Annotated in this window: 5 protein-coding genes and 1 pseudogene; 5 read left to right on the forward strand and 1 reads right to left on the reverse strand. The window is 44.0% G+C overall.

The window, feature by feature from the left end; all coding sequences use genetic code 11:
• Positions 1-201: 201 nt before the first annotated feature.
• From KSK37_RS06525 to KSK37_RS14200, 4 genes and pseudogenes are all read left to right on the forward strand, one after another.
• Positions 202-6,324 (forward strand): GEVED domain-containing protein, encoded by a 6,123-nt coding sequence (locus KSK37_RS06525; RefSeq protein WP_217200262.1) that lies wholly within the window; start codon positions 202-204, stop codon positions 6,322-6,324.
• A gap of 825 nt (positions 6,325-7,149) precedes the next feature.
• A complete protein-coding gene (locus KSK37_RS06530) occupies positions 7,150-10,503 on the forward strand; it encodes a GEVED domain-containing protein (protein ID WP_217200264.1) in 3,354 nt (1,117 codons plus the stop codon).
• 542 nt (positions 10,504-11,045) lie between these two features.
• The gene (locus KSK37_RS06535; RefSeq protein ID WP_217200266.1) at positions 11,046-15,614 is read left to right on the forward strand and encodes a GEVED domain-containing protein; all 4,569 of its coding nucleotides are present in this window, start codon (positions 11,046-11,048) and stop codon (positions 15,612-15,614) included.
• Between the two features lie 543 nt (positions 15,615-16,157).
• Positions 16,158-16,286 (forward strand): annotated as a pseudogene (locus tag KSK37_RS14200) (T9SS type A sorting domain-containing protein); the annotation flags it as partial.
• Positions 16,287-16,316: 30 nt separating this feature from the next.
• Here KSK37_RS14200 and KSK37_RS06545 read toward each other — a convergent pair.
• On the reverse strand, positions 16,317-16,583 hold the full coding sequence (locus tag KSK37_RS06545) for a hypothetical protein (RefSeq protein ID WP_217200268.1): 267 nt from the start codon (positions 16,581-16,583) through the stop codon (positions 16,317-16,319).
• A 1,125-nt stretch (positions 16,584-17,708) separates the two neighbouring features.
• On the opposite strand from KSK37_RS06545, the gene KSK37_RS06550 reads away from it, so the two are divergent.
• A complete protein-coding gene (locus KSK37_RS06550; RefSeq protein ID WP_217200270.1) occupies positions 17,709-26,585 on the forward strand; it encodes a GEVED domain-containing protein in 8,877 nt (2,958 codons plus the stop codon).
• Positions 26,586-26,594 lie beyond the last annotated feature (9 nt).

The raw sequence follows: 26,594 nt of genomic DNA on the forward strand, positions 1-26,594 counted from the left end.
ACCTCGATTTTTTACTCAGGTCTTTAGACCTTTACCACCCTTCTTCCGAATGCCCTCTATAAGGTTGATTAAGCATTGTGAATAAGTAATAGTATTAAATGGCAATATCAGGCGGTCAGTCGGCCATCCGTTTCGTCAAAACTCCATTGGTTTTTCTCAACTATTGTCCTATGGTATATACTAACCCCAAAATATAAAGTGATGGAAAAAAAACTACTTCCTGGTTACGGCAGGATATTGATACTCGCATTAACCCTATTACTTTTAGCTTCCAATAATACATTTGCGCAAATCGCATTAAGAGGAGTTTCAACAGCTAATTCAAATACCGGCACCCTTACCATCAACAAACCGGCAGGTATTGTTGCGGGTGACCTTATGATTTTCAATATTGCCCAGAGGGGTATTTTTACACTGTCAAATCCTATCAGTGCCGGATGGTCTCCAATTGCGGGTGCAGATTTAGTCGCAGGCCCCTTTCTTTTCCGTTGGGGAGCACTTTTGTATAAAATAGCTACCGCAGCTGAACCTGCAAATTATTCTTTTACTTTAGATGCCCAAAACAATGGTGCGACAGGTGCAATAGTCGCTTTCTCGGGAGTCGATCAGGTCACTCCATTTGATGTTCCTCCTGGAGCTCTTTCTGTTCAGGGAACACAACTAGGTATAGCAGCTTCTGCAAAAACGACAGTCACCAATAATGCCGCAGTTGTCATGTTTGCAATGGCCGCCGGCAGCAGTCCAACCTATTCGGGTTGGAGCACTACATCGCCTGGCACACTTGCGGAACTGTATGACAATCAAAATGGAGGTCTATCATCTGTTGGTGCGGCATGGGCTATTAAGGCTGTAGCAGGTGGCACGGGCGCAGGTTCAGCCACATTAAACACTGCGGAAAGAAATGGGGGAATTTTACTCGCATTAAGACTGGTTGCCCCTCCAACCATTACCAGTTTAGGTGCTCCCAGTGGTTGCGTAGGCTCTTCATTAACTATTACAGGAACAAATTTATTAGGTGCTACCGCTGTTGCTATTGGAGGAACCGCTGCTGCAATAACTGCAACAACGGCTACCTCGGTTACCGTAACTGTTGGTTCGGGTACTACCGGTACCGTACAGGTTACGACTCCCGGAGGCAGTGCTACTTCTGCAGCTACTTTTACGGTTAATCCTTTGCCCTCCCCAATCGGTGGCGGTGCAGCAACCGTATGTACGGGATCGGATTCTCCAGCTTTTACCAATGCAACCGCCGGAGGAAGCTGGTCTGTTGCGAATGGAACAGGTACTGCAACCATCGATAACTCAACGGGAATTGTAACAGGCGTTACCGCCGGTGCAGTAACGGTGGTCTATACAGTTGGATCATGTTCGGTTTCCAAAGCTTTAAACGTTCAGCAAACACCGGGCGCAATTGGCGGTGGAGCAGCAGCAGTATGTGTCGGTGCTTCCACACCGGCATTCAGTAATGCAAGTATTGGCGGAACCTGGTCTGTCATTAACGGAACGGGTTCGGCAACAATCAATAACGGTACAAGAACAGTAACTGGTGTTACGGCGGGGACAGTAACGGTAGTTTATACAGTAGGCTCCTGTACGCCTGCTACTTATAATTTAACGGTAAATCCTTCTCCTGCCGCAATCGGTGGCGGTGCGGCAACCGTATGTACGGGAGCAGATTCTCCTGCTTTTACCAATGCCACCACAGGAGGAATATGGTCTGTTACGAACGGATCAGGTTCCGCAACCATCGATAATTCAACAGGAATTGTAACAGGGGTTACAGCCGGAACAGTAACGGTAGTCTATACGATAGGATCGTGTTCGGTTTCCAAAGCTTTAACTGTTCAGCAGACACCAGCCGCAATTGGCGGAGGTGCAGCAACAGTATGTGTTGGCGCTGCCACACCTGCATTTAATAATGCAAGTGTTGGCGGAACCTGGTCTGTGATTAACGGAACGGGTTCGGCAACAATCAATACCGTTACGAGAGTAGTAACTGGTGTTACTGCAGGTACGGTAACGGTAGTTTATACGGTAGGCTCCTGTACGCCTGCTACTTATAATCTAACGGTAAATCCTTCTCCTGCCGCAATCGGCGGCGGTGCGGCAACGGTATGTACGGGAGCGGATTCTCCTGCTTTTACCGATGCCACCGCAGGAGGAACCTGGTCTGTTACCAATGGAACCGGTGCTGCAACCATCGATAACTCAACGGGAATTGTAACAGGTGTTACTGCCGGTGCAGTAACGGTGGTCTATACAGTTGGATCATGTTCTGTTTCCAAAGCTTTAACCGTTCAGCAAACACCGGGCGCAATTGGCGGAGGCGCAGCAGCAGTATGTGTTGGTGCTTCCACACCGGCATTCAGTAATGCAAGTGGTGGCGGAACGTGGTCTGTAATAAACGGAACGGGTTCGGCAACAATCAATACCGTTACAAGAATAGTAACTGGTGTTACGGCGGGTACAGTGACAGTGGTTTATACCGTTGGAACCTGTGCAGCGAATTATCTTTTAACCGTAAATGCGACACCTGTCATTACCGCTCAACCCGTTGCAACAAGTATTTGTACAACAGGTTCCGGTACTTTCAGTGTTACCGCAACTGGTGCAACTGCGTATCAATGGAGGAGAGCAGGTGTTAACTTAACAAACGTTGCCCCTTATAGTGGGGTAAATACCTCCACCCTTACCATTACGAATCCTGCAGCAGCTATTGCCGGCAATTTTGATGTGGTTGTAAGCAACACAAATTGCTCTGTGACATCCGCAACAAGAGCACTTACCGTAACTGCAGTTCCTGCAGTAGTTACAGGTCCTGTACCTGCCGACAATGCCACCGGCGTATGTTATACCGGCTCAGGACCAGTTACTAACAGTATTGGATGGGGTACTGCCGCCGGAGCAATTTCTTATGACGTGTATTTTGGAGCAGGAAGTGTACCTGCTTCAGTAACCGCAAATGTTGCTGCCAATAATTATAATACCGGTGCTTTACTGCCAAATACTACTTATTACTGGAGAGTGGTGGCTAAGAATGGGTGTGGTGATGCCGCTACTTCTGCTACTTTTAGTTTTACAACTTCAAGTGTACCGTGTTATTGTATTCCAACAGTATCAAATAATTATCATCAATTTAATTATATAAAACAAGTCTCCTTTCTTGGAAACTTAACGAATCCCCCAATAAATAATTCTACTTTTAGCACCGCACCTCGAGGCTATCAAGATTTTACCGGTTTACCCAAAGCGACTCAAGCACAGGGAGAAGGGGTTAATATTTTCGTAGATACTCAAGCGGCTTTTGGAGCAAATTTTATGAAAGCATGGGTAGATTGGAATAAAAATGGAGTGTTTGAAACGGGTGAAATCGTTTACCAGTGTACAAATGCTTTTATAAATACTACATTTGGATTTACCATACCTCCTGCAACGCTTCCAGGTGACTACAGAATAAGATTGAGAATAGAGGAAAGTGGTACCGGAAACAACAATTTCGACGCCTGTACCACTTACAATAATGTATACAGTGAAACTGAAGATTATTTATTTACAGTCGTAGCTAATTGTGATGCGAAAATCACTTCAATCGCTAATGGATCCACTTGTGGAGCGGGTACTGTTACCTTAAATGCGGTTGGAACATCAGGAACAAAGGAATACAGATGGTACACCACTCCGTCAGGAGGAAGCTATACCACCTCAGCAACTTCTTCATGGGTAACACCATCAATTAGCACCACTACTACCTATTATGTTACCGCATATAACGGAACTTGTGAGTCTTTATTTAGAACAGCTGTCATTGCTACTATAAAAAAAGTGCCCACCTTAACATTCAGTAATAACAGTCCGGAAGTATGTGGACAAACCAGTACTATTGATTTAACAGCAACGGCATCCAATGAACAAATCTTTTTAGTAGATGAAAATTTTGAAGGTGCAACCATTAGTTTTGTCAATAACAGACTGGCATCTCCTAACGGAGCAATAACAGACTGGCAAGTAAAAGCAAGTACCTATGTTCCTGCTTATCCAACATATCCAGTTTGGTATCCGGCAATTTCATCAGGTTTCGGTTCCAATAAATTTATAACCTCAACTTCAGATTTAACAGCTGGGGGAACAACACAAGGGAAAGTAAATGAAGCTTTAGAATTGAAAACAGCTGTTAACACAACAGGTTTTGTTAATCTTACATTGACTTTTAGAATGTATTTTTCAAGTTATTATGATTCGAATAATGCAAACACAGAAGGTGTTTTTGTGGAAACAAACTCTGGTGCCGGTTGGTCGGTTACTCCTTTAAGATCTTATTTAGGAGATGAAGGGATAGGAACCAACTTTGTTACCAAAACTATTGATATGAGTGCTTATACAAACTTAAATTCCCTTAAAATTAGAATTAGATACCGAGCAGGTTGGTGTGACGGAGTAGCTATTGATGACATTAAACTATTTGGAGAAAAGCCTTTAATTCCTTCTTTCTCCTGGACCAGTACCAATCCTATTAATTTCTATTCTGATGCTGCCACCACGATTCCTTATATTGCAGGAACACCGGCTTCAGTGGTATACATTAAACCGACTGCGGTACAGTTGGAAACATATCCGGACTGGAATATCACTGCAACGGCAACCCTTTCCAATTTGTGCTTTGCCAGCGGTAACGTGGTTATTACCAACAACGGTAAAATCTGGAACACCCTGGCAACCGACTGGAGTACCCCGAACTGGAAACCAAGTACTGCGGTTCCTGCAAGTAATCAGTGTGTCGTGATTAAAACTCCGGTGAATGTATTCACTTCAACCAATGCACTGGCAAAAACACTCAAGATAGAGCCGGGAGGCGCATTAACAATTCACCCGGATGCTTCAGTTAAAGTAGAAGATTTCTTCATGAACAATGCAACGGTAGATGATGTGGTGGTAAGGTCCGGCGGCAGTTTGGTTCAGGTGGCAGATGTTCCTACTCTTGCAAATGCCGGAAGTATTACCGCAGAAAGGAGCGTCAATCTCACCGCAGGCAGGCAGCAATATAATTTTCTGATTTCTCCGGTAGAAGACCAGAATTTAAAAACCGTCTATCCGGGTATTGATTATGTGCTGTATTATAATGAAGCCACCGGTAAATTCTATGCCTCATCCGGGGTTTATATCAAAGGACGGGGTTTAGCGGTAAAAGAAGCAAATGCCACCGTTAGCGGATCTTCCGTGACCGGTATCTTTAAAGGAAAACCTGTTAACGGTGCGTTTAGCTACGGCATTGTCAATTCCAATACCCCTGACGTGAACAGAGGATTTAATTTAACCGGAAATCCGTACCCTTCCACCATTGATTTAGTTACGTTATATGGATTAAATAACAGTGTTCCCGGAAATCTCAGCTCTACTTTCTACTTTTGGGACAGTACTGCCAACAGTCTTACCGTACAGCAAGGGGATGCTTATGGCGGTGAAGCATATGCTCTGTTCAATGCGGTTTCCGGCACGGGAACAGCAGCCACCGGTGATCCGGGCTTAGCAGGAACCAAAATTCCGACAAGATATGTAAGCGCCGGTCAGGGCTTTATGGTCAAAACGAATGTTGCAGCGATGAATTTAAATTTCAATAACAGCATCCGTACCACCAACAGTGCGGCCACAGACTATTTCGGAAAAGAACAAACCAAGGACCGCTACTGGCTCAATATGAAGAGCCCTGCCAATATTACTGCTCACCTTGCGGTGGTATACTTTGCAGGAGGCAATAACGGTTTTGCTATGGATGATTCGCGGTCGATGTTAGGTTCTGATGCTGTTTACAGTATCGTAGAAAATGAAAAGGTAGCCATCAACGGAAGAAGCAGCTTTATCATCACTGATACTGTCCCTCTCGGAGGCACTCATTTTACAGCCGGCAATTACACCATCTCATTAGGGGACAAAGAAGGGGTATTTGCGAGCGGACAGGCTGTTTATCTTAAAGACAGACAGGCGGGAATAATTACCAATTTAAGTGAAGGCAGTTACACCTTTGCTGCTGTTGCAGGTGAAAGCACCGGCAGATTTGAGATCATTTACAGTCCTGAAACGATTATGGCTACAGACGGCAGCGTAAAAGAAGAACTTCAGGTGTATCGGGACGGTCATGAGTTTGTGGTGAAAGCGCAGCGGGAACCGATCACAGATCTTGAAGTGTTTGATACCGCGGGACGGCTCATTTATAAAATCCAGCCGAAAAGTACGAAAGCAGTGGTCGATTCCAACCTGATGAGCAATGGCGTTTATGTTCTGAAGATTAACCAGAACGGACGGATTACCGCCAAGAAAATACTCAAATAACTGATTTATTTATTTTATTCTATCTCAAACCTTTACTAAGGTTTGAGATTTTTATGTCTGCGTGTCACCCGAAACTGCATTCAGTATTTTTTTTGCGCTTATTGTAGGTATAATTTGACCTCATGTGCGCGGAGGTGAAACTGATTAGTTGTCGGCGGGGAGAATAAAACGCTCAAGGATCTGCCATCACCGCATCCGAAATCCGCAGGAAAAAATGTACAGGTAGCTTTTTCGCGATGTGACATGGAACCGGCTGACTGCACTGGCATTTGCAAATTTCTGTTAATGGATTTTTTTCCCCCAAAAACCCGTAAATATCTGACCTTCTGAGGTATTGCGTTTTACCGCTATTTGTCCGTGTTACACAGCTGTTTTCTGTATTATCAAACGGAAAAGATAGTGGGCATCAATTTGACAAGATATTATCCAAAATTCTGAAATACTATATAATAAAACAGGTTAAAAAATAAATTATTCATATTTGTAACAATTTTTTATATATTTGTCTTACAAATACACTCAATGAAAAAAATGAATACCCCCAGCACTCCTTTCGGTTTTTACCTTTTTAAACCGTAAACGGGTTACCATCCCCCTGCGATTTTACGCAAAAAGACTGATACCGCCTGGAACTGTTCCATATGCGGAAACATGGAGCTGTTCTCCTTACCAGAAATGAACGAGCGTGCTTTAGAGAAAACAGAAGTTTCCCCACATGCATGTGAATAAATTTCCCTGACAGCCGTCCGTGCACCTTGAAATCCCACCCATGATCACCGTCTCTGTGTCTGTCTCATCCGGTTGTCAGAGCCTAACGCTGTAAGTATGAAAAAAAAATTATTCTCTTTATCCGGTAAAGCGGTTCCTTTACTTTTTGTTTTCCTGAGTTATTTAGTTCATGCACAGATTCCTGTGTCTGCAAGATCTGTTGATTCCCATTCCGATGCCGGAGCGGGCATTTTAAAAACCGCGGCTGCCTGCATTCCGGTCTCCACTTCCGCGGAACTCTACATCAGTAATGTTCAGTTTCTGGGTACCCTTAATCCGGATACTAACCGTTCATCAGGATATTCGGTCAACGGATATGAGGACAACACCGGTCTGGCGGACAGGGCAAAGCAGGTTCCCGGCGGTGTTATCAATATGAACGTGAGTTTAACCGGTTCGTTAAGTACCATTAAAGCCTGGGTAGACTGGGACAATGACGGCGTTTATGCAGGCAGTGAAAAAATTTATGATACCAGTACTCTGGGTCTTCAGGCAAGTAACGTCATTTATGGCTATCAGGTACCGCCGGGAACTTTACCCGGGATTTATACGGTTCGGGTAAGGACTTCTGACGCTACAGGTTTCGGGCCCTGCGATGATCAGGCTAAGGGTGAGATAGAAGATTACGGTTTCGAGGTCATCCAGGACTGTGTCACTACAATTACCGGTGTTTCTGCTGCAGATCAATGTGGGGCGGGGCCGGTTACCCTCAGTGCTTCAGGGTCTGACGGAACGGTTTCCTACCAGTGGTACAGTTCGGAATACGGTGCGCCGATCGCCGGTGCGACCGGAAGTACTTATACCACGCCTGTTCTTGCGGTAGGAAGTTATACCTATTATGTCACCGCCTCCAACGGTACCTGTGAATCCGCTTACCGTACGCCGGTGCGGGTGGTGGTGAGTCCAACGCCCACCATCGCTTTCAGTCTCAGTTCACCGGATATCTGCGGTACCGGCACGTCGCTCACTGTGAGCTCTTCGGGCGATATGGAAGAAGTCAATCTGCTGGAAGAGAAATTCGAAACCCCGTCTGATGTCAAGTTTGTCCATTCTTCAGAGGGACATGCAGACCCTCAGGCGGTGTGGCAGCTGAAATCCAGTCCGTACATTCCCGAGACCCCGCCCCATGTGGTAAAGCCGGCTCTGTCTTCCGGATATAACGGAGGCAATTTCGGATATATTATTTCAGATACCCAGCGGAATGCCAATCTGCTGAATCATTATACTTTAATCAACAGTCTAAACTCGGCAGGCTATACTTCGCTTAAACTGGATTTTGACCTGTACTATTTTTCTGAAGAAGATGATGTGAGCCGGAACAATCTGAAAGTGCAGTATTCCTACGACGGCGGAAGCAGTTGGAAAGACCTGAAAGTTTATTTTACTGATGTGGGCGTGCCAAGCCGCTTTTATCACGAATCCATTCCTTTGCCTCCTCCAGGAGATACAGAAGATCCAATGCAGCTAAAATTCAGATTTTCCCTCTTTGCCTTTGGAACCACCAATGAATGGATCGGGGATATTGTGGCCATCGACAATATAAGAATTTACGGAAACCGATCCCTGTCTACTAATTTCAGTTGGGGCGGTGATACCGGTGTTCTCTATGGTGCCGGATGCGCGGGTGTGCCTCCGGTGGGCGGATCGCCGTCAGTCTGTATTAAGCCCAGTGACAGTGATCTGGAAAATAAAACCCATTTTACGGTTACCGCGTCAGCTACTTTAAGTAACGGGTGTACCGCTACAGGAACCATCATGGTGCCGAACAGTTCGAAAATATGGAATAATCCCGCGGACACCGACTGGGCTGATGCCAAATGGAAGCCTGCCCCTGAGGTGCCTGATGCGGGCAAATGTGTGATTATTAAAAAACCGGTTCTCATTCATCCCGGTTCAGACGGACTTGCAAAAAACATCACGGTAGAACCTGGAGGCAAACTGAATATCAACGGTTCCTTAAAAGTAACGGATTGGGTGAAAAATATGGCTGCTGCTACAGATGTTGTGGTAGAATCTGACGGAAGTCTGGTTCAGGTGAATGAGGGAAATACGATTAATACAGGATCTATTACGGCTAAGCGCACCATTACTCTGTCCGGTGGAAGACAGCAGTACAATTATATCATTTCTCCGGTGGAAGGTCAGAATTTAAAGACCATCTATAGCGGAATTGATTATGTACTGTACCATAACGAGGCGAATAATTTTTTCTATAGTTCGAGTGGTGCCTACATCAAGGGGCGTGGACTGGCGGTGAAGGAGCCCAATAAAACTGGTGTTCCTGCTAAAACCTCCACCGTAGATGCGGTGTTCACCGGTTATCCCACCAACGGAGCTTTCACCTATGGCCTCGTCAACTCCAACACCGGTAACATGGCCAAAAGAGGTTTTAACCTTATAGGCAATCCGTATCCTTCCAATCTGGATCTTATTGCCTTGTACGGGCTCAACGGCGGTAGTGTGGGTACTATCAGTTCCACTTTTTATCTATGGGATAACCGAGCCAACAGTCAAACCGTACAAATGGGTGATTCCTACGGACAGCAGGCGTATGCACAGTTTAATGCGGTAGATGATACCGGAATTCTTGCCACCGGTGATGCCGGGCTCGCAGGAACCCACATGCCTGACCGGTATGTGAAAATGGGGCAGGGATTCATGACCCAGTCAAAAGTAGCGTCCCAACAGCTTCAATTTAATAATACCATCCGTACCACCAATAAAGGCACGGTAAGTTTCTTTGGGAAAGAATCTTCTGTGAACCGCTACTGGCTGAATATGATAACCCCGAATCATCTGGCTGCCCAGATTGCCGTTGTTTATTTTGAAGGCGGAAACAATGCCCTCACCGGCGATGATTCCTTCTCGATGGGAGGATCCGACGCGATTTACAGTATTGTGGAAGGAGAAAAAGTGTCGATTAACGGACGGAGTAGTTTTACGGACGGCGATGTTGTTCCTTTGGGAAGCGCTCATTTTACTGCCGGCAATTATACCATTACGGTTCAGGCTAAAGAAGGGGTGTTTGCGTCCGGACAGCCGATATACCTTAAAGATAAGCAGACCGGCATCCTGACGAATTTAAGTCAGGGCAGTTACAGCTTCTCCGCCAGTGCCGGGGAAAGCACCGGAAGATTCGAACTGGTTTACAAACCGGAAATGGTTTTGGCCACGGATGGTGAGTTAAAAGAAGAAGTTCAGGTGTACCGCGACGGTGACCGCTTTGTGGTGAAAACCCAGTCGGGGAAAATTACCGGACTTGAAGTGTATGATGCTTCGGGTAAACTGATGTCCACTATGCAGCCGAACAGTACCAAAGCAGTGATCGATGGTACTTCTTTCGCGCAGGGGATGTATCTGATCCGGATTAACCGAAACGGTGAAATCATGAGCCGGAAGATTTTGAAGTAATATTTTTTCGAATAATTTATCCCGAACCTCAGAGGTCCGGGATTTTTTTTTGGACGACCTCTCAGTGCGATGTGCGCTATGGATAGATGTCGGGTTTTAACAAGCAAAAAATCTCCAAGCCTCTGATCAGCAGAGGCTAATTCAATTTAAATGAAAATTTAACTAAACGTTAATAAAATCAGTCAGTTATGATTGTTTAATTAATTTTTATTTATATTTGCGGGAACAACACAAAGACTTTGAAAAAAAATACGAAGAACTGTCCGTTCAGGCAGGGTGATCTGATTCAAAGTCTTTCTGATAAAATTCCGAGCGAATTTTAAAGCAAGAATTTAAAACTGATATCCCTGATCTGTTGAACGGATCAGGGATATCAGTTTTAAACCAGTATGAATGATTATTAACCGGCCGGCGTTAAAACAATAACTTTCCGCCACCTTTCCCTAAAACACAAACCCCGAAAAAAAATCATGATGAGTTCTTTGGATACCTTTCCGAAGTTAAATGTTAATGCAATAAACTAAAATAAGTCTATAGAAAAAATGATTGTTCCTGTGTTGCGAAAGCTTTTTGCTTTTATTTTTTTTAGTTCTTTTCTGTCACTTTTACAGGCGCAGACGCTGGTAACACTTTCTACTCCAGGATCCGGTACGTGGACCGTTCCCTGTGATGTCACAACAATTACTGTTGAAGTGTGGGGCGGTGGCGGTGGCGGACAGGGGGTTAAAGGTAATGGCAGTAGCGCCACTGGGGGCGGGGGAGCTGGGGGCGGATATGTTAAAGGCACTTTTACGGTAACTCCGGGAACTGCTTATAACTTTAGCGTGGGAAAAGGTGGGGATGGAACCGAGTCCACCGCAAATAATGGGGAGAGTTCATGGTTTAAAGATTCTGGAACATTGCTCTCTGTAGGCGGTGTAGGTGCAATTGCTTTTGCAAGCAATACCGCGGGACAAGGAGTAACTTCGTTAAAGAACGGAAATGTTAATGTGGGTGCCAGCCCTTTATCAACCTACGGAGGTAATGGCGGACATTCTTCCGTCGGAAATTATAGCGGTGGTGGCGGTTCAAGTGCCGGGGATATTTCAGGAAACAATGCGTCGTTATCTAATGGTGGTGCTGCACCTCCAAATGGATATTCTGGCGCGAATGGATTAACAGGAAATGTTGTGGGTCAAGATGGTGGCAAGGGAGCAGGCGGTTCAGGAGCTAAAAAGGGAACTGGGAATGCTGTAAACAAGGGAGGAAAAGGAGGGGACGGCCAAATTATAATTACTTACACAATTTCTTTACCAGGGACACCCACAGCCAGCTCGACTACTTCAAACAGCACAATATTAACCTGGACGGGACCAGGAACGTACCTCATAGAATATGGCCCTAGCGGCTACCTCCCGGGTACCGGTGCGGTAGCAGGTGCCGGCGGTACCATTGCTACATCCAGTGCAACTAGTCCATATACTTTAACAGGCTTGGCGGCAGGTACTGCATACGATGTATTTGTGAGGAGAATCAACTGTCCGACGCCAGGGGCTTTCGGTGCGAATTCTATGAAAGCCAATTTCACCACAACCATTTTTCCCTGTGCCGGATCGCCCATTGGCGGAACAGCTGCACTTAACTCATCCACAGGGTTGCCCACCTCGTCGTTTAATGCAACGGTATTGGGCGATGCTATTGCAACCGGACTTAGTTATCAGTGGCAGGTGGCTAACAGCACCGGAGGTCCATGGACCGATATTTCCGGCGCCACCAATGCGGATGCTACTCTTACCGCCATTTCTACACCCGGAATTACCTATTACCGTAGAAAGATCACTTGTGCAAACTCCGGATCATCTTCGTTTTCTACCGCTGAAAGTTATACTACACAGTACTGCAGTTCAGGCATAACGTCCGGTAAAGAAAGCACCAATTACATTAAAATGGTAAAGTTCATTGGAACTATGCATGATACTTCCCAGTCATCTGCTTTCTCCTCGGCACCTGCGGGATACCAGGATTTTACAGGCAATACTGATAAAAGCATACAGGCGCAGGGAAACGGAGTTAATGTATATGTTGAAAACCATGATCGAGGAAAGGTTCGCGCCTGGGTTGACTGGGACCGTAACGGTATATTCGACGACAGTTTACCCGAACGGGTGTATACATCAGCGGGCACTACGATTATTTCTACTACTTTTGGTTTTGAAATCCCTCCTGCAATTCCACCGGGTAACTACGTTATTCGAATTCGGATGAACACCGCGCCAAATACCATAAATATTGGTCCCTGCGGGAATATAGACTATGCAGGAGAAACTGAAGATTATTCATTTACGGTCGTTGAAAACTGCTCGGCCACTATTACTTCGATATCCAATCAGATACGAACGGGACCCGGACCTATAACTTTGGAGGCAACCCCTTCCCCCACATCCACAAAGGTCCGATGGTACAGTGATTTAACAGGTGGCAGCCCTCTTGCTGAAACTGATGTCGTAAGCGGAAAATCATCATGGACACCGACCGTCAGCAGTACGACGGTTTACTATGTTGCAGCATGGAACGGTACCTGCGAATCTTTGGTCCGCATTCCCGTACGCGCAGTGGTAAGGCCCGTGCCGGTGATTACCTTTACACCGGATACCCCAACTTCCTGTGGCAGTACTTCCACCGTTAAGATTTCTGCCAGCGGCCAAAATGAAACGAATTATATCATAGAAGAATATTTTGAAAACGGTTTAGGACAATTCACTCAGGAAATATTAAATTCAAACGGATCCACAACCGACAGTAAAACAAAGTGGCAAATCCGTGCCAGTACCTTTACTCCGAATGAGAAGGTTTGGTTTCCGGCAATAGCCTCTGGAACAATAGGAAATAAATTTGTGATGGCCACTTCAGACGTGGGAACTTTTACGGTCGATAATGTGCTTGTTTCCCCAGAAAAAAGCACGGTCGGCTATTCAAGTCTAACACTCTCGTTCAGGATGTATTATTCCAAATATTCAAATGACGACGTACCTGATCCTGAAGATTACGTAGCTGTCGAAGTTAACACTGATGGCGGAACAACATGGAAAGAGGTGGAGAAATTTACCAAAGATGTTGGTTACGGTACTCAGTTTGCGCTTAGAACCATCGATATGTCTTTGTATACAAGTCCTAACTTCAGGTTTAGATTTCGCTACTATGGAAAGTACAAAGATGGTGTTGCCATCGATGATATTGAATTTTACGGGGTTAAACCGCTCACGACTACGTTTGCATGGACAAGCAGTGCACCGATTAATGTATATACTGATGCCGCTGCGACCATTCCTTATACCGCAGGCTCCGAGGTGACTACGGTTTATATGAATCCCTCGTTGGACCAGAAGGAAAACACCGCCAGCTGGACCATTAACGCGACCGCATCACTCAGTAACGGAACAACCGCATCGGGTACCGTAATTATAGAAAATAAGAATAAAGTATGGAATGTGCCCGGGCAGAACTGGAACAGCAGCACCTGGAAACCAATTGGTCTGGTGCCCACCATTAATGACTGTGTTTACATCAGAACACCGGTTATGATTCCTACAGACATCACCGGATTCGCAAAAGAGATTTATATTTTAAGTGGGGGCAAGCTGACCATCAGTAAAGATTCAGCACTTAAGGTACAGAACAACTTCACCAATAATGCAGCAGCTACGGATGTTGTAGTAGAATCCGACGGAAGTCTGGTGCAGGTGAATGAAGGCAATACCATCAATACCGGTTCCATTACGGCCCAGCGTACCATTAACCTGTCTGACGGAAGACAGCAGTATAACTATATCCATTCTCCTGTAGAAGGACAGAATTTAAAAACCATCTATAAAGGAATTGATTATGTGCTCTATCATAATGAGGCGAATAACTTTTTCTATAGCTCCAGCGGTGCCTATATCAAAGGCCGTGCGCTGGCGGTGAAAGAGCCCAATAAAACAGGGGTGCCGGGTACGCCGGCTACCGTAACGGCAACGTTCACCGGTTACCCGACGAACGGCGCTTTTACCTATGGCCTTGTCAACTCCAATACCGGCAACATGGCCAAAAGGGGATTTAATCTGGTGGGAAATCCTTATCCTTCCAATATGGATCTGATTGAATTTTATAAGATCAACGGCGCCGCAGCAGGGAACATCAGTGCGACCTTCCATCTTTGGGATAACCGGGCGAACAGCCAAACGGTTCAGATGGGGGATGCCTATGGGCAGCAGGCTTATGCCATCTTTAATGCAGTAGACAATACAGGTACATTAGCGACCGGGGATGCAGGGCTGCCGGGAAACAACAGGCCTACGCAGTATATCAAAATGGGCCAGGGCTTTATGATTCAGTCTAAAGTGGCCTCACAACAGGTAAAGTTCAATAATACCATCCGTACTACCGATAAGGGAACGGTAAGTTTCTTCGGAAAAGGAGAGCAGGCAACTGAAAGTTTAATGGACCGTTACTGGCTGAACATGATCACTCCGGGCAACCTGGCAGCACAGATTGCCGTGGTGTATTTTGAGGGCGGAAACAATGCCTTCTCCGATGATGATTCGTATTCCATGGGGGGATCTGATGCGCTGTACAGTGTCGTAGAGGGTGAGAAGGTTTCCATCAACGGACGCAGCAGTTTTAAGGACAGCGATGTGGTGCCTTTGGGAACTGCTCATTTTACAGGAGGTAATTATACCCTTACGATACAGGATAAGGAAGGGATATTCGCATCAGGACAGTCCATTTATCTTAAAGATAAGCAAACCGGTGTTCTCACTGATTTGAGTCAGGGCAATTATACTTTCGCTGCGAATGCCGGTGAAAGCGCCGGAAGATTCGAAATTGTCTACAAACCGGAAATGGTTTTGGCCACAGACGGCGCTGTAAAAGAAGAAATTCAGGTGTACCGTGACGGTAATCACTTTGTGGTGAAATCGCTGTCGAAGAAGATCAGCAGCCTTGAAGTGTATGATGCTTCCGGAAAACTGATCTCCACCTTGCAGCCGAACAGTATAAAAGCAGTGATCGATGCTGCTTCGCTTGCGAACGGAATGTATCTTATTAAAATCCATCAGAACGGGGAGGTAACGAGCCGAAAGGTTTTGAAGTAAGACCGTTTTTTGAACACAACAAATCCCAAACCTTTAGCGTTTGGGATTTTTTTTCTGCCTTTGTGTTTGCTATCCACGGAAGATTTTTTACAAAGAAGGTGGTGTTTGCGATCATTTTCCTATCTTTACTTCTGATTGACGTACAGCAGGTTAATTCTTTCACACCTGTTGCTAAACTGCTTTTTTTCATCAGTTAAATCTTTTCTATCCCTTTTCCAAAAGCATATTACAGAGGTTGAGCCGTAGTTCACCCATAGTTGACCCGTAGTTTGGCCATACTTTGTTCGAGGTTTGTTCGAGGACTGTTCGGGAACTGTTTGTAAAAAGGGGTGTTTTCCGGGAGAAACCCCAGACCGTTCCCGAACCAAGGCGGGAGAAAGACAGAAGTGATTTTACCTTTCCGAAAGATCCCGTTACTTAATATCATTCATTATGAATACTGTTCCCGGAAAATTATACCGCAGTAGTGGGGACGGTACCGATTTTGTGGTGAAAGCCAAGTCGAGAAAAATCACAGACCTGCAGGTGTAAGATGCTTCGGGAAAGTTAATTTTCAGGACTCGGCCGAACAGTGTAAAAACAGTTATTGATGCTGCAGCACTGGCGAGCGGAATGTATCTTATTGAAATCAATCAGAACGGTGAGGTGACGAGTCGAAAGGTGCTGAAATAAGTCCGTTTTTGAATACAATAATCCCAAGCCTTATGGTTTGGGATTTTGTTTTATCCAGGTGTACTGAGTCTTTTTAAGAAAACCAAATTCATTTCCCCCGGCCCTTACTTCGGCAGGCTCAGCATAAAAAAGGGAGTGAATTTGGTTTTTTAAGGAATCCCGTTTTTTATCATTGGCAGATTCTTTCGTTTCTATCTCTTTTAAAAAATTCCAACAGGCTCCCTTTAGGGTTGGGGTAGAACTGTTGGGATTTGTTTTTCGTTTATGCTCAGTCTGTTGAATAAAAACCAAATTCATTTCCCCCGGCCCTTACTTCGGCAGGCTCAGCATAAAAAAGGGAGTGAATTTGGTTTTTTAAGGAAGTCTTGTTTTTTATCGGCAGATTCTTTCGTTTCTATCTCTTTTAAAAAATTCCAGCAGGCTCCCTTTTAGGGTTGGGGTAGAACTGTTGGGATTTTTTTTGGACATCATGCGGGCTTTGGGAAAGAGAGGGTTTGGAGGTCCTTAAAAAAACTTTGTCAAAGTACTCTGATTCTGCTCTAGAACTTTGAGAAAGTGGGGCAGGCAATTGAAGTATCCAGTTGTTTCAGGCGGGTGGTGGGCAATTCAGGTCGGCATAAACTGCGGGAGGCTATTCTTAGGGGTGGGAGGATCCTGTCCTGGGATATCACTGAAACATACAGTTCCGGCGAATGCAAAACTTCAGAAAAATAACAGCGAATCTTTGATTTCAGATCGGAGCGAAGGGAGTGAAGAATGTATGGGTGAGATCCCTCGTTTCCTCGGGATAACAACGCGCGGTACGACAACGTGTGTCTTGTATATATTGTGTCGGGATTGCAATGCGCTTTGGATGGAATGTTGCGGGATGACTGTTATTCATTGTTTTTTATAGAGTGGCGGATATTTTTTAAGTATTTTGTTAAGTTTTTAGGAATTTAAACACATTGTCCCGTATTGATGTATTAATGAAAAGGTATTGTTAATGCGGTTTTATTGTGTTTTTTACTTTTTAAAATGGTTTGTGATGATAAATGGTTAATAAATAATTAAAAATATTATTTAAAATTTATTATTTGAATTATAAAAAAATGTAATTTTGCTTCCCCAACAAGTGGGAACACAATTAAAAAAAATATTTAGCAACTGATGTTTACAACTCTATTTTCGAATAGCAGTACCATTTTTGGGCTGCATACGGATCTCCTGTCCGTCACCTTTCAATCTAAGAAAAACCTTTTTGCCCTGAAACGCAGAAACTAAAGATTTCTGTTGATATCCTGTGCAATTTCGCGAGCCCCTGTGCTTTAGATTACCTTATTACAACACCTTTTTTATATGAAAAACTTTACTTTTTTCAGTTTTGCCACGGGCAAAAAACTTTACGCTTCTTTTTTATCGGCTTTTGTAACAAAAACTGATATGAAAAAATTTTCACAGTCTATAAAAGTATTGCTGGTGGTACTTTTCGTTGTTTTGGGTGCTATTTTAAAAGCGCAATCTAACCATACCGTAACCTTCACCGGTAATGCTGCCGATTTTAATGTTGGTGAAAAATTTAGTGCAGCAGCAGGTAATACTGATTATTACATCACCTTCGATGCAACTTATATGTATTTTGGCGCTTTTCGCACCAGCGGTACTTTTGGCGCTAATGATAATTTGGCCATTTACATTGATGCCGATCCCAGGAATGCGCCTACTACTGCAGGAAATGGTTCAGTCTCAGGCAAAGCGTACAATGGCGTTACAGCCAGTTTACCATTTAAAGCTGACTATTCTTCGTACACGGAACAGGGTGTAACTGATCCTTTAAATAAGTTTAACGGTTCATGGGCTTCAACTGGAGTTATCCCTACGGTTTTTACCGGAACAACCGTTCGCGAAGTTAGAATCGCCTTAGCAGATTTGGGAAATCCTGCCTCAGTGTATGTTACCATGTGGATGGGCTATGCAGGTGGATTATATTCTAATGCGCCGGGAACTGATGTTGCGGCTTCTGCAACACCCACAATCGCAGGTTATTTTGGCTCATTCCCAGTTTATAAATCTGGTGTGAATCCTGTTACTTTTAGAACACAAAATACTTCTGCTGCTACTGGTGGAGGTACTGCAATAAGTAATTTGACTATTAGCAGTACAGGAACAATAGCTGCAGGAGATTATGGAGATGTGACAATTCTTGGTGCAGCAGCTGTAATAGGGACTTTAGGCGGTAATACATCAATTACAGGAACGTTATCTGTAGGAACTGGTTTTGCTAACCGATTGAATTTAGGTTCAAAGACCTTGTTTGTTGGAGGTCGAGGTATAGGAGGAAGCGCAGGACAATTAAGCATTAATGGAACTAGTGGGACACCAATTGATACATCTTCAAATGGTACAATATCATTTTTAGGGAATGGTCTTGTATTGGGCACTGCCAGTAACGCGACTGTAGATATTATTCCTTCTGGTACAACTTTTATAACAACTGGTGCTTTAGATCTTGGCGCTGTAGGTGGAGCAACAAGAAAATCTGGAATTTACGGAACACTACAAATCAATTCGGGTGGCTCAATCATAACAAACGCCCCAAATTACCAAGCGGGTTCCACTTTAATATATAATACTGGTGGTTCTTACGGAGCAGGACTTGAGTGGACAACAGCTTCGCCATCAACACAAGGAGTTCCTTTTGCAGTAACATTACAAGGTAATACAGCAGTACACTTTGGTTCTTCCTCTGCTTATAGACAAGCTAATGGTTTGGTAACAATAAACTCAGGTTCTTCCTTGACCTTATCATCACTTGCAGGGGGCGATCTAAGGATAGGTGGGGGTGCCGGAACAGGATTAACCAACAGTGGAACTTTCAATACCAATGGAAGAGCACTGTGGTGGGTAGGTACTGGTGCAGGAATTTATACTAAAACTGGTGGTGGAACAGAGAATTTAGATGTTTTCATTCATAACAGTACCGCTACTCTCAACCTCGCAGCTTCTCCAAATGCAACAAATTGGAATATGCTCAGTTCGGGTATTACAACAGCCTCTGCCGTACAAATGCAGTCTTCAGGAGCATTAAATTTAGATGCAAATACTTTAACAATTCCGAATAACGGGACTATTTATGTAACGGGTGGTTCTTCAACAATCAGCGGTAATAGTCCAGCTACGCCAGGAATTATTAATTTTGCAGGTGTTGGCAGTGTTACACCTGTAACTACGGGAACCAGCACGATCACAACCACAGCCAACACAAGAGTTCAGACAGGAAGTCAATTGATTATTGGAGGTACGGCCGCAACGCCAGCTTTAAGTGTTGCAGGAGTATTTAGATTAAATCAAGGCGGTTCTGTTGATAATGCGGCTCAACCTATAAAATATAATGCAGGAAGTACTTTAGAATATAACCAAACAAGTGGCACTTATGGCGTACAGGCAACAGAATGGCCTGCAACGAACGGTCCTACAAATGTTACTCTAATCAATAATGGTGGGGCAGGTGTAAATTTTGGGAATAACAATATTACCGCCCGTACGATTGCAGGAACATTAACTTTAGGCCTCAACCAAAGTTTAAGTTTAACAGGAAGCGGTACCCCTAATCTGACTGTATTAAATACGACAGCCGCAGCAAACTCCCTTGTTAGTGGAAGTGGTAATTATACTCAGTCTGCAACCGGTACTTTTACAACTGCCAATACGGGAGGAGTTGACGGTACGGTGACCACGTCCGGAACTAAAACATTTGTAGCAACAAATAATTTCACTTTTAATAACGCAATTGCTTCGCAGGTTGCCGGTTCGTTAATGCCTACTACAATTAACAACTTGGTAATTAATAATCCTACAATAGGAACTGGAACTACTTTATCTAGTAATACACTTTTAATTAACGGTACTACAACTTTAACGGCAGGTGCATTGGTATTGCCAACTGCCGCTGGAAACTTAGTCACTTTTACGGGAGCGATTGGGGGAACAACTGGAACACTCACAGGAAGTTCTACTTCCAATATCAGCACCAATTCACTTTCCGGTACTTTTAATTTAGGGTTTACGGTAGGTGGACAAGCGTTAAATAACTGGACTTTAGGGTTAAATGCTTTTGGTAGTAGTGCAACAAACGGTTTAGCAACACCGGTTAGTATATCGGGAACTTTTACACAACCTACGATTAATAGTGATTTTTATTCAACAAGTACTGGTGCGATGACTATTTTAAGTGGTGCAACCTATGACGAGCAAGCCAACGCATGGTATAGGGGTGCAGGATCTCTAAATATAAATAGTGGAGCAACTTTTAAAATCAATGCACCAAGTGGTTTATTTGCCACTTCCGCTACTGGAGCAGTTCAAACAATAGGATTTAGAACTTTCAGCGGTGGAGCAAATTATACATTCAATAATTCTGGTGCGCAATCAATTGGAGACGCATTAGATGTTAATACAACAACGGGAAAAACCGGTCCTATAACCGGAACAGTAAACATCACAGGTGGAGTTGGTCAAACTTTAACACTAAATACTGGAACGACGATGACCATTAATTCCCCTGGTTCTTTTAATATGGGGATTCTCAATACTTCCGGCACAACCGTTACCGCACCGGCAACCTCAATAATTAATGGTTCCGGTAATGTAAATATGTTTGGAAATGGAGCTTTGAACGGAGCAACTTTAGTTACCGCAAATCCAGGTGGTGTCAATGGAACTTTCGCCGGAACAGGAACTTTCAATTTAAGCAATGGCACTAATAACAACACCAATTTTACGTTTAATGGTGCAGTTGCGCAAACAACAGGGAACTTATTACCTGCAACCGTTAATAATTTAAGTTTTCCTAATACCTTCAGCGGTTCTGTAGCTACTCCATCAGTTATCCTTTCGTCTTCGGTTACTGCAAACGGTACTACCACATTTGCAGGGGGAGCTGCTCCACTTGGTTTAGTGGGTATCGGTGCAAATACGTTAACCATAAATGGTCCTATTGTTTTTACCAGTGGAAGTAAACTTGTTGGTACTGCAAGCTCCAATTTAATCATCGGTGGATCAGGAGCGATTCCTGCAACTTCACTTTTTGCCACAAGTGGTGGAACATTAAATGATTTTACGATGAACAGGACTACCAACACCGTTACAGTTGGTCAGCCATTAACTGTTGGTGGCACATACAATTCAACAGCTGGTGTTACTGCCATGGGAGGCAACGGATTAACATTGAACGGACCAATCAATTTTGGCGCAGGAACTTTAACTTCAACCGGTCCACTTTCTGTTGGCGGAACCGGGGCAATTACAGGAAGTCTTCTAAGCCCAACAAATCCGCTGGCTTTGACGGGAATTACCATGAACAGAACAGGCGCAACATTTCCTTTAGGACAAAATGTTACCGTATCAAACGCAACAGGGGTCACTTTAACAGATGGTAATATTGCATTGGGCAACTTTAATTTAACCAATACCAATTCTGCAGGTACTTTGGGAACTGGCGCTTCTAATTCCATGATTGTTAGCAACGGTACCGGAAGAGCTTTTTTATCCTTTGCAACAGGTGCATCCACAAAGACTTATCCGGTAGGCGACGGAATTAATTTCTCGCCTACAACTCTAACTTTTTCAGCTAATGCCGTTGCGGGAATTGTAGGGGTAAATGTTTTGCCGTCTGCACATCCGAGTTTAAACGTAGGGGGAACGCAAACCGATTATCTAAATCGCTATTGGTCTTTTACTACTTCGGGAATAACTAATTACACTTACCAAGCATCTTTTACATACGTTCCATCTGACATTGTAGGAACAGAAGCCAACATCAACGCAAACCGATGGGATGGTTCTTCATGGAGTGAGATTGCAGGTGGGACTATAGGCAGTAATACTTTAACAACTGCTGCTGGATTAACCAATGTAACAGCACCGCTATTAGCGACCAGCGATTACACGGGTCGGGTAAATGTTACGCCTACGATTGTTCTGTCCTCTAATGCATTTGCAGCGGGCAATATTACCCAAAACACTACTTTAAATCCTGTTTACAGTTTTGCAGTAGATACTTCGGTAGCGAATGCATTATTAAAAGGTTTAAAGATAACAACTTCCGGTACATACAGTGCTGCAAATCTTACCAACTTAAAATTATATTATCAAACGACAAGTACCTTCAATTCGGGTACCGCTACGTTAGTGTCAACATTAAGCGCACCTGGAGCTGCAGGATTAAAAACTTTTCCAGCGTTTTCCCAAACCATAACAGTGGGGACGAAAGGGTACTTCTTTGTGACAGCGGATGTGAGTTGTATGGTCATAGGAAATACTATTGCAGTAAATGCTGTAGCTGCTTCCGATCTTACCTTTGCTTCGGGAATTCCTACGGGCTCATCTGCGGCAGGAAATACACAAACATTTGCAGCAACAACTCCCGTTAATGCTACGGCATTAGCTGCTTCCGTAGCCAACGCCAGTTCAGTTCTTACTTGGACTGCTCCCACAAGTTGTTACAGTGAAATAATGATTATCGCTGCATCAGCGGCCAATACGGGTACGCCAACCGGCGACGGAACTACTTATACCGCCAATTTAGCCTATGGAAACGGAACATCTTTAGGAAATGGTTTTGTTGTTTATAAAGGAAGTACTTCTCCCGAAACAGTAACTGCTTTAGCCAATGGAACAGGTTATTATTACAAAATATTCACCAGAAACGGAACGGTTTGGAGCAGTGGTTTGGAAATAGGCCCAATTGCACCTGCGGTTACATATTGCGTTCCTACTTATTCATCTGGAACAAGTTTCGGTGATTATATTTCAAATGTAACTGTTGTAGGGACGACTTTGAATAATACGTCGGTGGGCGCTGCATCATCCCCTTATTATACTTTATATCCGCAATCTGGCTCTACAACTGCCACTTTAAATACAGGTGGAAATTATACTTTAAGTATTAAAAATGGCAGTTTCAAATCATACATTGCAACTTGGATTGATTATAATGGAAATGGAATTTTTGAAACTTCAGAATATTTGGGAGTTATAACTGCTGCTGCAACAACAGCAGGAACTTTAACTTTTAATGTTCCAAATGTGGGCAGCGGAGCTGTATTAGGAACTGCAAGAATGCGTGTTCGTTATAGCGATACTTCTCCTGGACCCCTTAGTTCGGAATCTTGTGGCGCGACTAATTCAACATATGGTGAAACTGAAGATTATGCGATAACAATTGCTGCCGCTGTACCTCCTAACATCACCAGTTTAGGCTCATCCTCAGGTTGTGTAGGAACTTCCATTACGATAAACGGTACCGGTTTAACAGGAGTCACCGCAGCTAATGTTAAAATTGGCGGAACGCCTGTTGCTTCTATCACCTCTAATTCCGGGACTGTATTAGTAGCTGTAATTGGTGCCGGAACTACAGGAACAGTAAGTGTTACAACTGCGGGTGGTACAGCCACTTCTGCCGCAACTTTTACCGTTAATCCATTACCGGTAGTAACGTGGGCAAATTCCACAGCGGCAGTTTGCCAAGATGCAACCGCCACCACAACTACTTTAGCTTATACATCTACTACCAATTCTCCGACCACATACAGTATTATGTGGAATTCAGTGCCTGCCAATTCTTTTGCAGCAATAACTGATCAGGTCAATACTTTTGCCTCTGGCGCCGGAACAATCACAATCAATGTTCCCGCTGGAGCCTCTTCAGGAACCTATACAGGAACAATCAGTGTAAAAAATGCGAATGGTTGTGTAAGTGCAGGAACGCAAACTTTTACGTTAACTGTAAATCCTGCACCGCTCGTTCCTGCTATCACTGAAACGCTTTTTTCTGCAAGCGGTGGTACAACTTCCTGTGATTTGGATTACGTTAAATTAGATGTAGGAAGTGTCGCCCCGGTTATTCTTACCAGTGAGAAATTTGAATCTGCAACATATAATGTTTCTTTCTCTGCAAGTCCATTGACAAATTCAAACTTCTTTGTTAGCAGTACACTTTACAGCGAAGGTTCAAAATCGATTCGATTAAATTATAGCGGTTCTGCGATTGGATACATGGATATGGACATCACTAAGAGTATTGATTTAACCAATGCCAGTGCAGCAACACTAACATTTGATCATATCGCAGCTCTGGAAGGGGGGATTTATGATTATGGAAATCTTTACTATTCCATCAACGGTACAGATTTTTATTTAATGCCAATGTCTTTCTATTCAGGTTCAGGTTCTACAGACCCATCATATATTCAATTTGATAAAAATAGTTATACAGCATGGAACTCATTTACAAGTATCTCAACACCAACCAATACAATGTGGAAATCAGAAACCATAAATTTATCTTCCTTAATTGGAAATTCTCAGGTTTATATTGGTTTTGAAATGTCTCATGATGGTTCTGTAAATTATAATGGTTGGTCTATTGATAATATTAAACTAAATGCTACACCAAAAGTGACGTGGTCGCCAACCACAAACTTATATACAGATGCAACTTTATCTACGCTAATCGGATCAGGAAATTACACTACGGTCTTTGCTTCGCCGGAAACTGCACAAACCTATACCGCAACTGCGACTTTGGGAACGTGTACAAAAACAGCGTCATCTGCTTCCATTGTGACCGATAAGAAAACTTTTACCGGAAGTGTAAACAATAATTGGAGTGTTGCCGGAAACTGGTTACGCGGATCGGTACCAACGATTGCAAAATGTGTGAACATCCCTTCTGGCAAAACAGCGGTGGTAGATATTCCAAACGCGGTGGCCAAAAACGTCACCGTCGCAGCCGGCGGGAAACTCACCATCAATGCCAAGCAGAGTCTGACCGTAAAAGAAACCTTCACCAACAATGCCGGCGTTAGTGACGTCATGATTGAAAGCGACGGAAATTTAATTCAGAAAGATGAGATTCCTGCGGTAGCGAACTCCGGTGCTATTTCTGCGAAGAGAGTCGTGACCATCAAAGACAACACGCAGTACAATTACCTTATTTCGCCGCTGATCGGTATGTTTCTGAAAAATAATATCTATGAAAATGCGGGAACTTTCAGCAACGCCCCGATTACCCTGTATCATAATGAAGGGAATAATATGTTTTATTCTTCCACCGGCGCCTACATTGAAGGCCGTGGTTTGGCAGTAAAAGAACCTGCTGCCGGAAGCGGAACGGTGAATGTGTATTTTAAAGGTGTTCCGAAGAACGGTTCCTTTACTTATAATTTGGCCAACAGTAACTTGGGTGCCAGTACGCTGTTAGGTTATAACCTTACAGGAAATCCTTATCCGTCGAATATCAGTCTGATTGAGCTGTATAAAATAGGAAGCAATGCCACCAATCTCTCCTCGACTTTCTATTTCTGGGATAACACCGCAAATGCTGCCGGAACAGCGCAAGCGGGAAGTGGCTATAACGGTGCGGCATATGCGATATTTAATGTGGAATCAGGAAGCTCGGGGACTGGTAAAGGGGCAGGTTATCTGTCGGGAGGAACTCAAGCGTTGAAAGTTCCGGATGGTATTGTAAAAACCGGACAGGGCTTCATGGTAAAATCTATAGAGAAGGTTAATAAAACGCTTACCTTTAATAACGGAATCCGTGTCGGAGATGGTGGGGTGGCATTTTTCGGAAATGTCACGAAAAACAGCGCGACGGTTACAGATGACCGGTTCTGGTTAAATCTTACCGCGCCCTCTGCAATCACCAACGATGTGGCAGTAGTCTATTTCGAGAACGGAAATAACAGTTTTACGAAAGACGATTCTGAGCTTAACGGTTTGCCGTCGGATATTTTATATACTCTGATCGGCGATAGAAAAGCTGTAATCAACGGGCGGGCTCCATTTGTGAATACCGATAAGATTCCACTCGGATCGAACTTCTTTGCGACAGGAAATTATACCTTCAGTTTGGGAAGTCAGGAAGGCGTCTTCGCCAACGGTCAAAGTATCTATTTAAAGGATAAACAAACCGGAATCATCACCAACCTCAGTGCAGGAGCTTACAGTTTCTCTGCCGCCGCAGGAGAAAGTACGGGAAGGTTTGAAATAATTTATCAGCCCGAAGCGGTTTTGGCAACAGACGCAGCGGTGAAAGAAGAGGTTCAGGTGTATCGTGACGGAAACGACTTTGTGGTGAAAGCCCGGTCGAAAAAAATAACAGACCTGGAGGTGTATGATGCCGCCGGCAGACTGATTGAGCAAATGCAGCCGAAGAGCCTGAAAGTGATTATTCCTTCAGAAATAATCATCAATGGCACTTATCTGTTGAAAATTACGCAAGGCGGAGCAACGGTTGTTAAGAAGATATTAAAATAATTATTGAAA

Source organism: Kaistella soli (assembly GCF_019038595.1).
GTDB classification, from domain to species: Bacteria; Bacteroidota; Bacteroidia; order Flavobacteriales; family Weeksellaceae; genus Kaistella; species Kaistella soli.

What these genes read in the sequence shown, in the direction of transcription:
- KSK37_RS06525 (WP_217200262.1), top strand. Translation starts at nt 202, where the DNA reads ATGGAAAAAAAACTACTTCCTGGTTACGGCAGGATATTGATACTCGCA.
- KSK37_RS06530 (WP_217200264.1), top strand. Translation starts at nt 7,150, where the DNA reads ATGAAAAAAAAATTATTCTCTTTATCCGGTAAAGCGGTTCCTTTACTT.
- KSK37_RS06535 (WP_217200266.1), top strand. Translation starts at nt 11,046, where the DNA reads ATGATTGTTCCTGTGTTGCGAAAGCTTTTTGCTTTTATTTTTTTTAGT.
- KSK37_RS06545 (WP_217200268.1), bottom strand. Translation starts at nt 16,583, where the DNA reads ATGAATTTGGTTTTTATTCAACAGACTGAGCATAAACGAAAAACAAAT.
- KSK37_RS06550 (WP_217200270.1), top strand. Translation starts at nt 17,709, where the DNA reads ATGAAAAAATTTTCACAGTCTATAAAAGTATTGCTGGTGGTACTTTTC.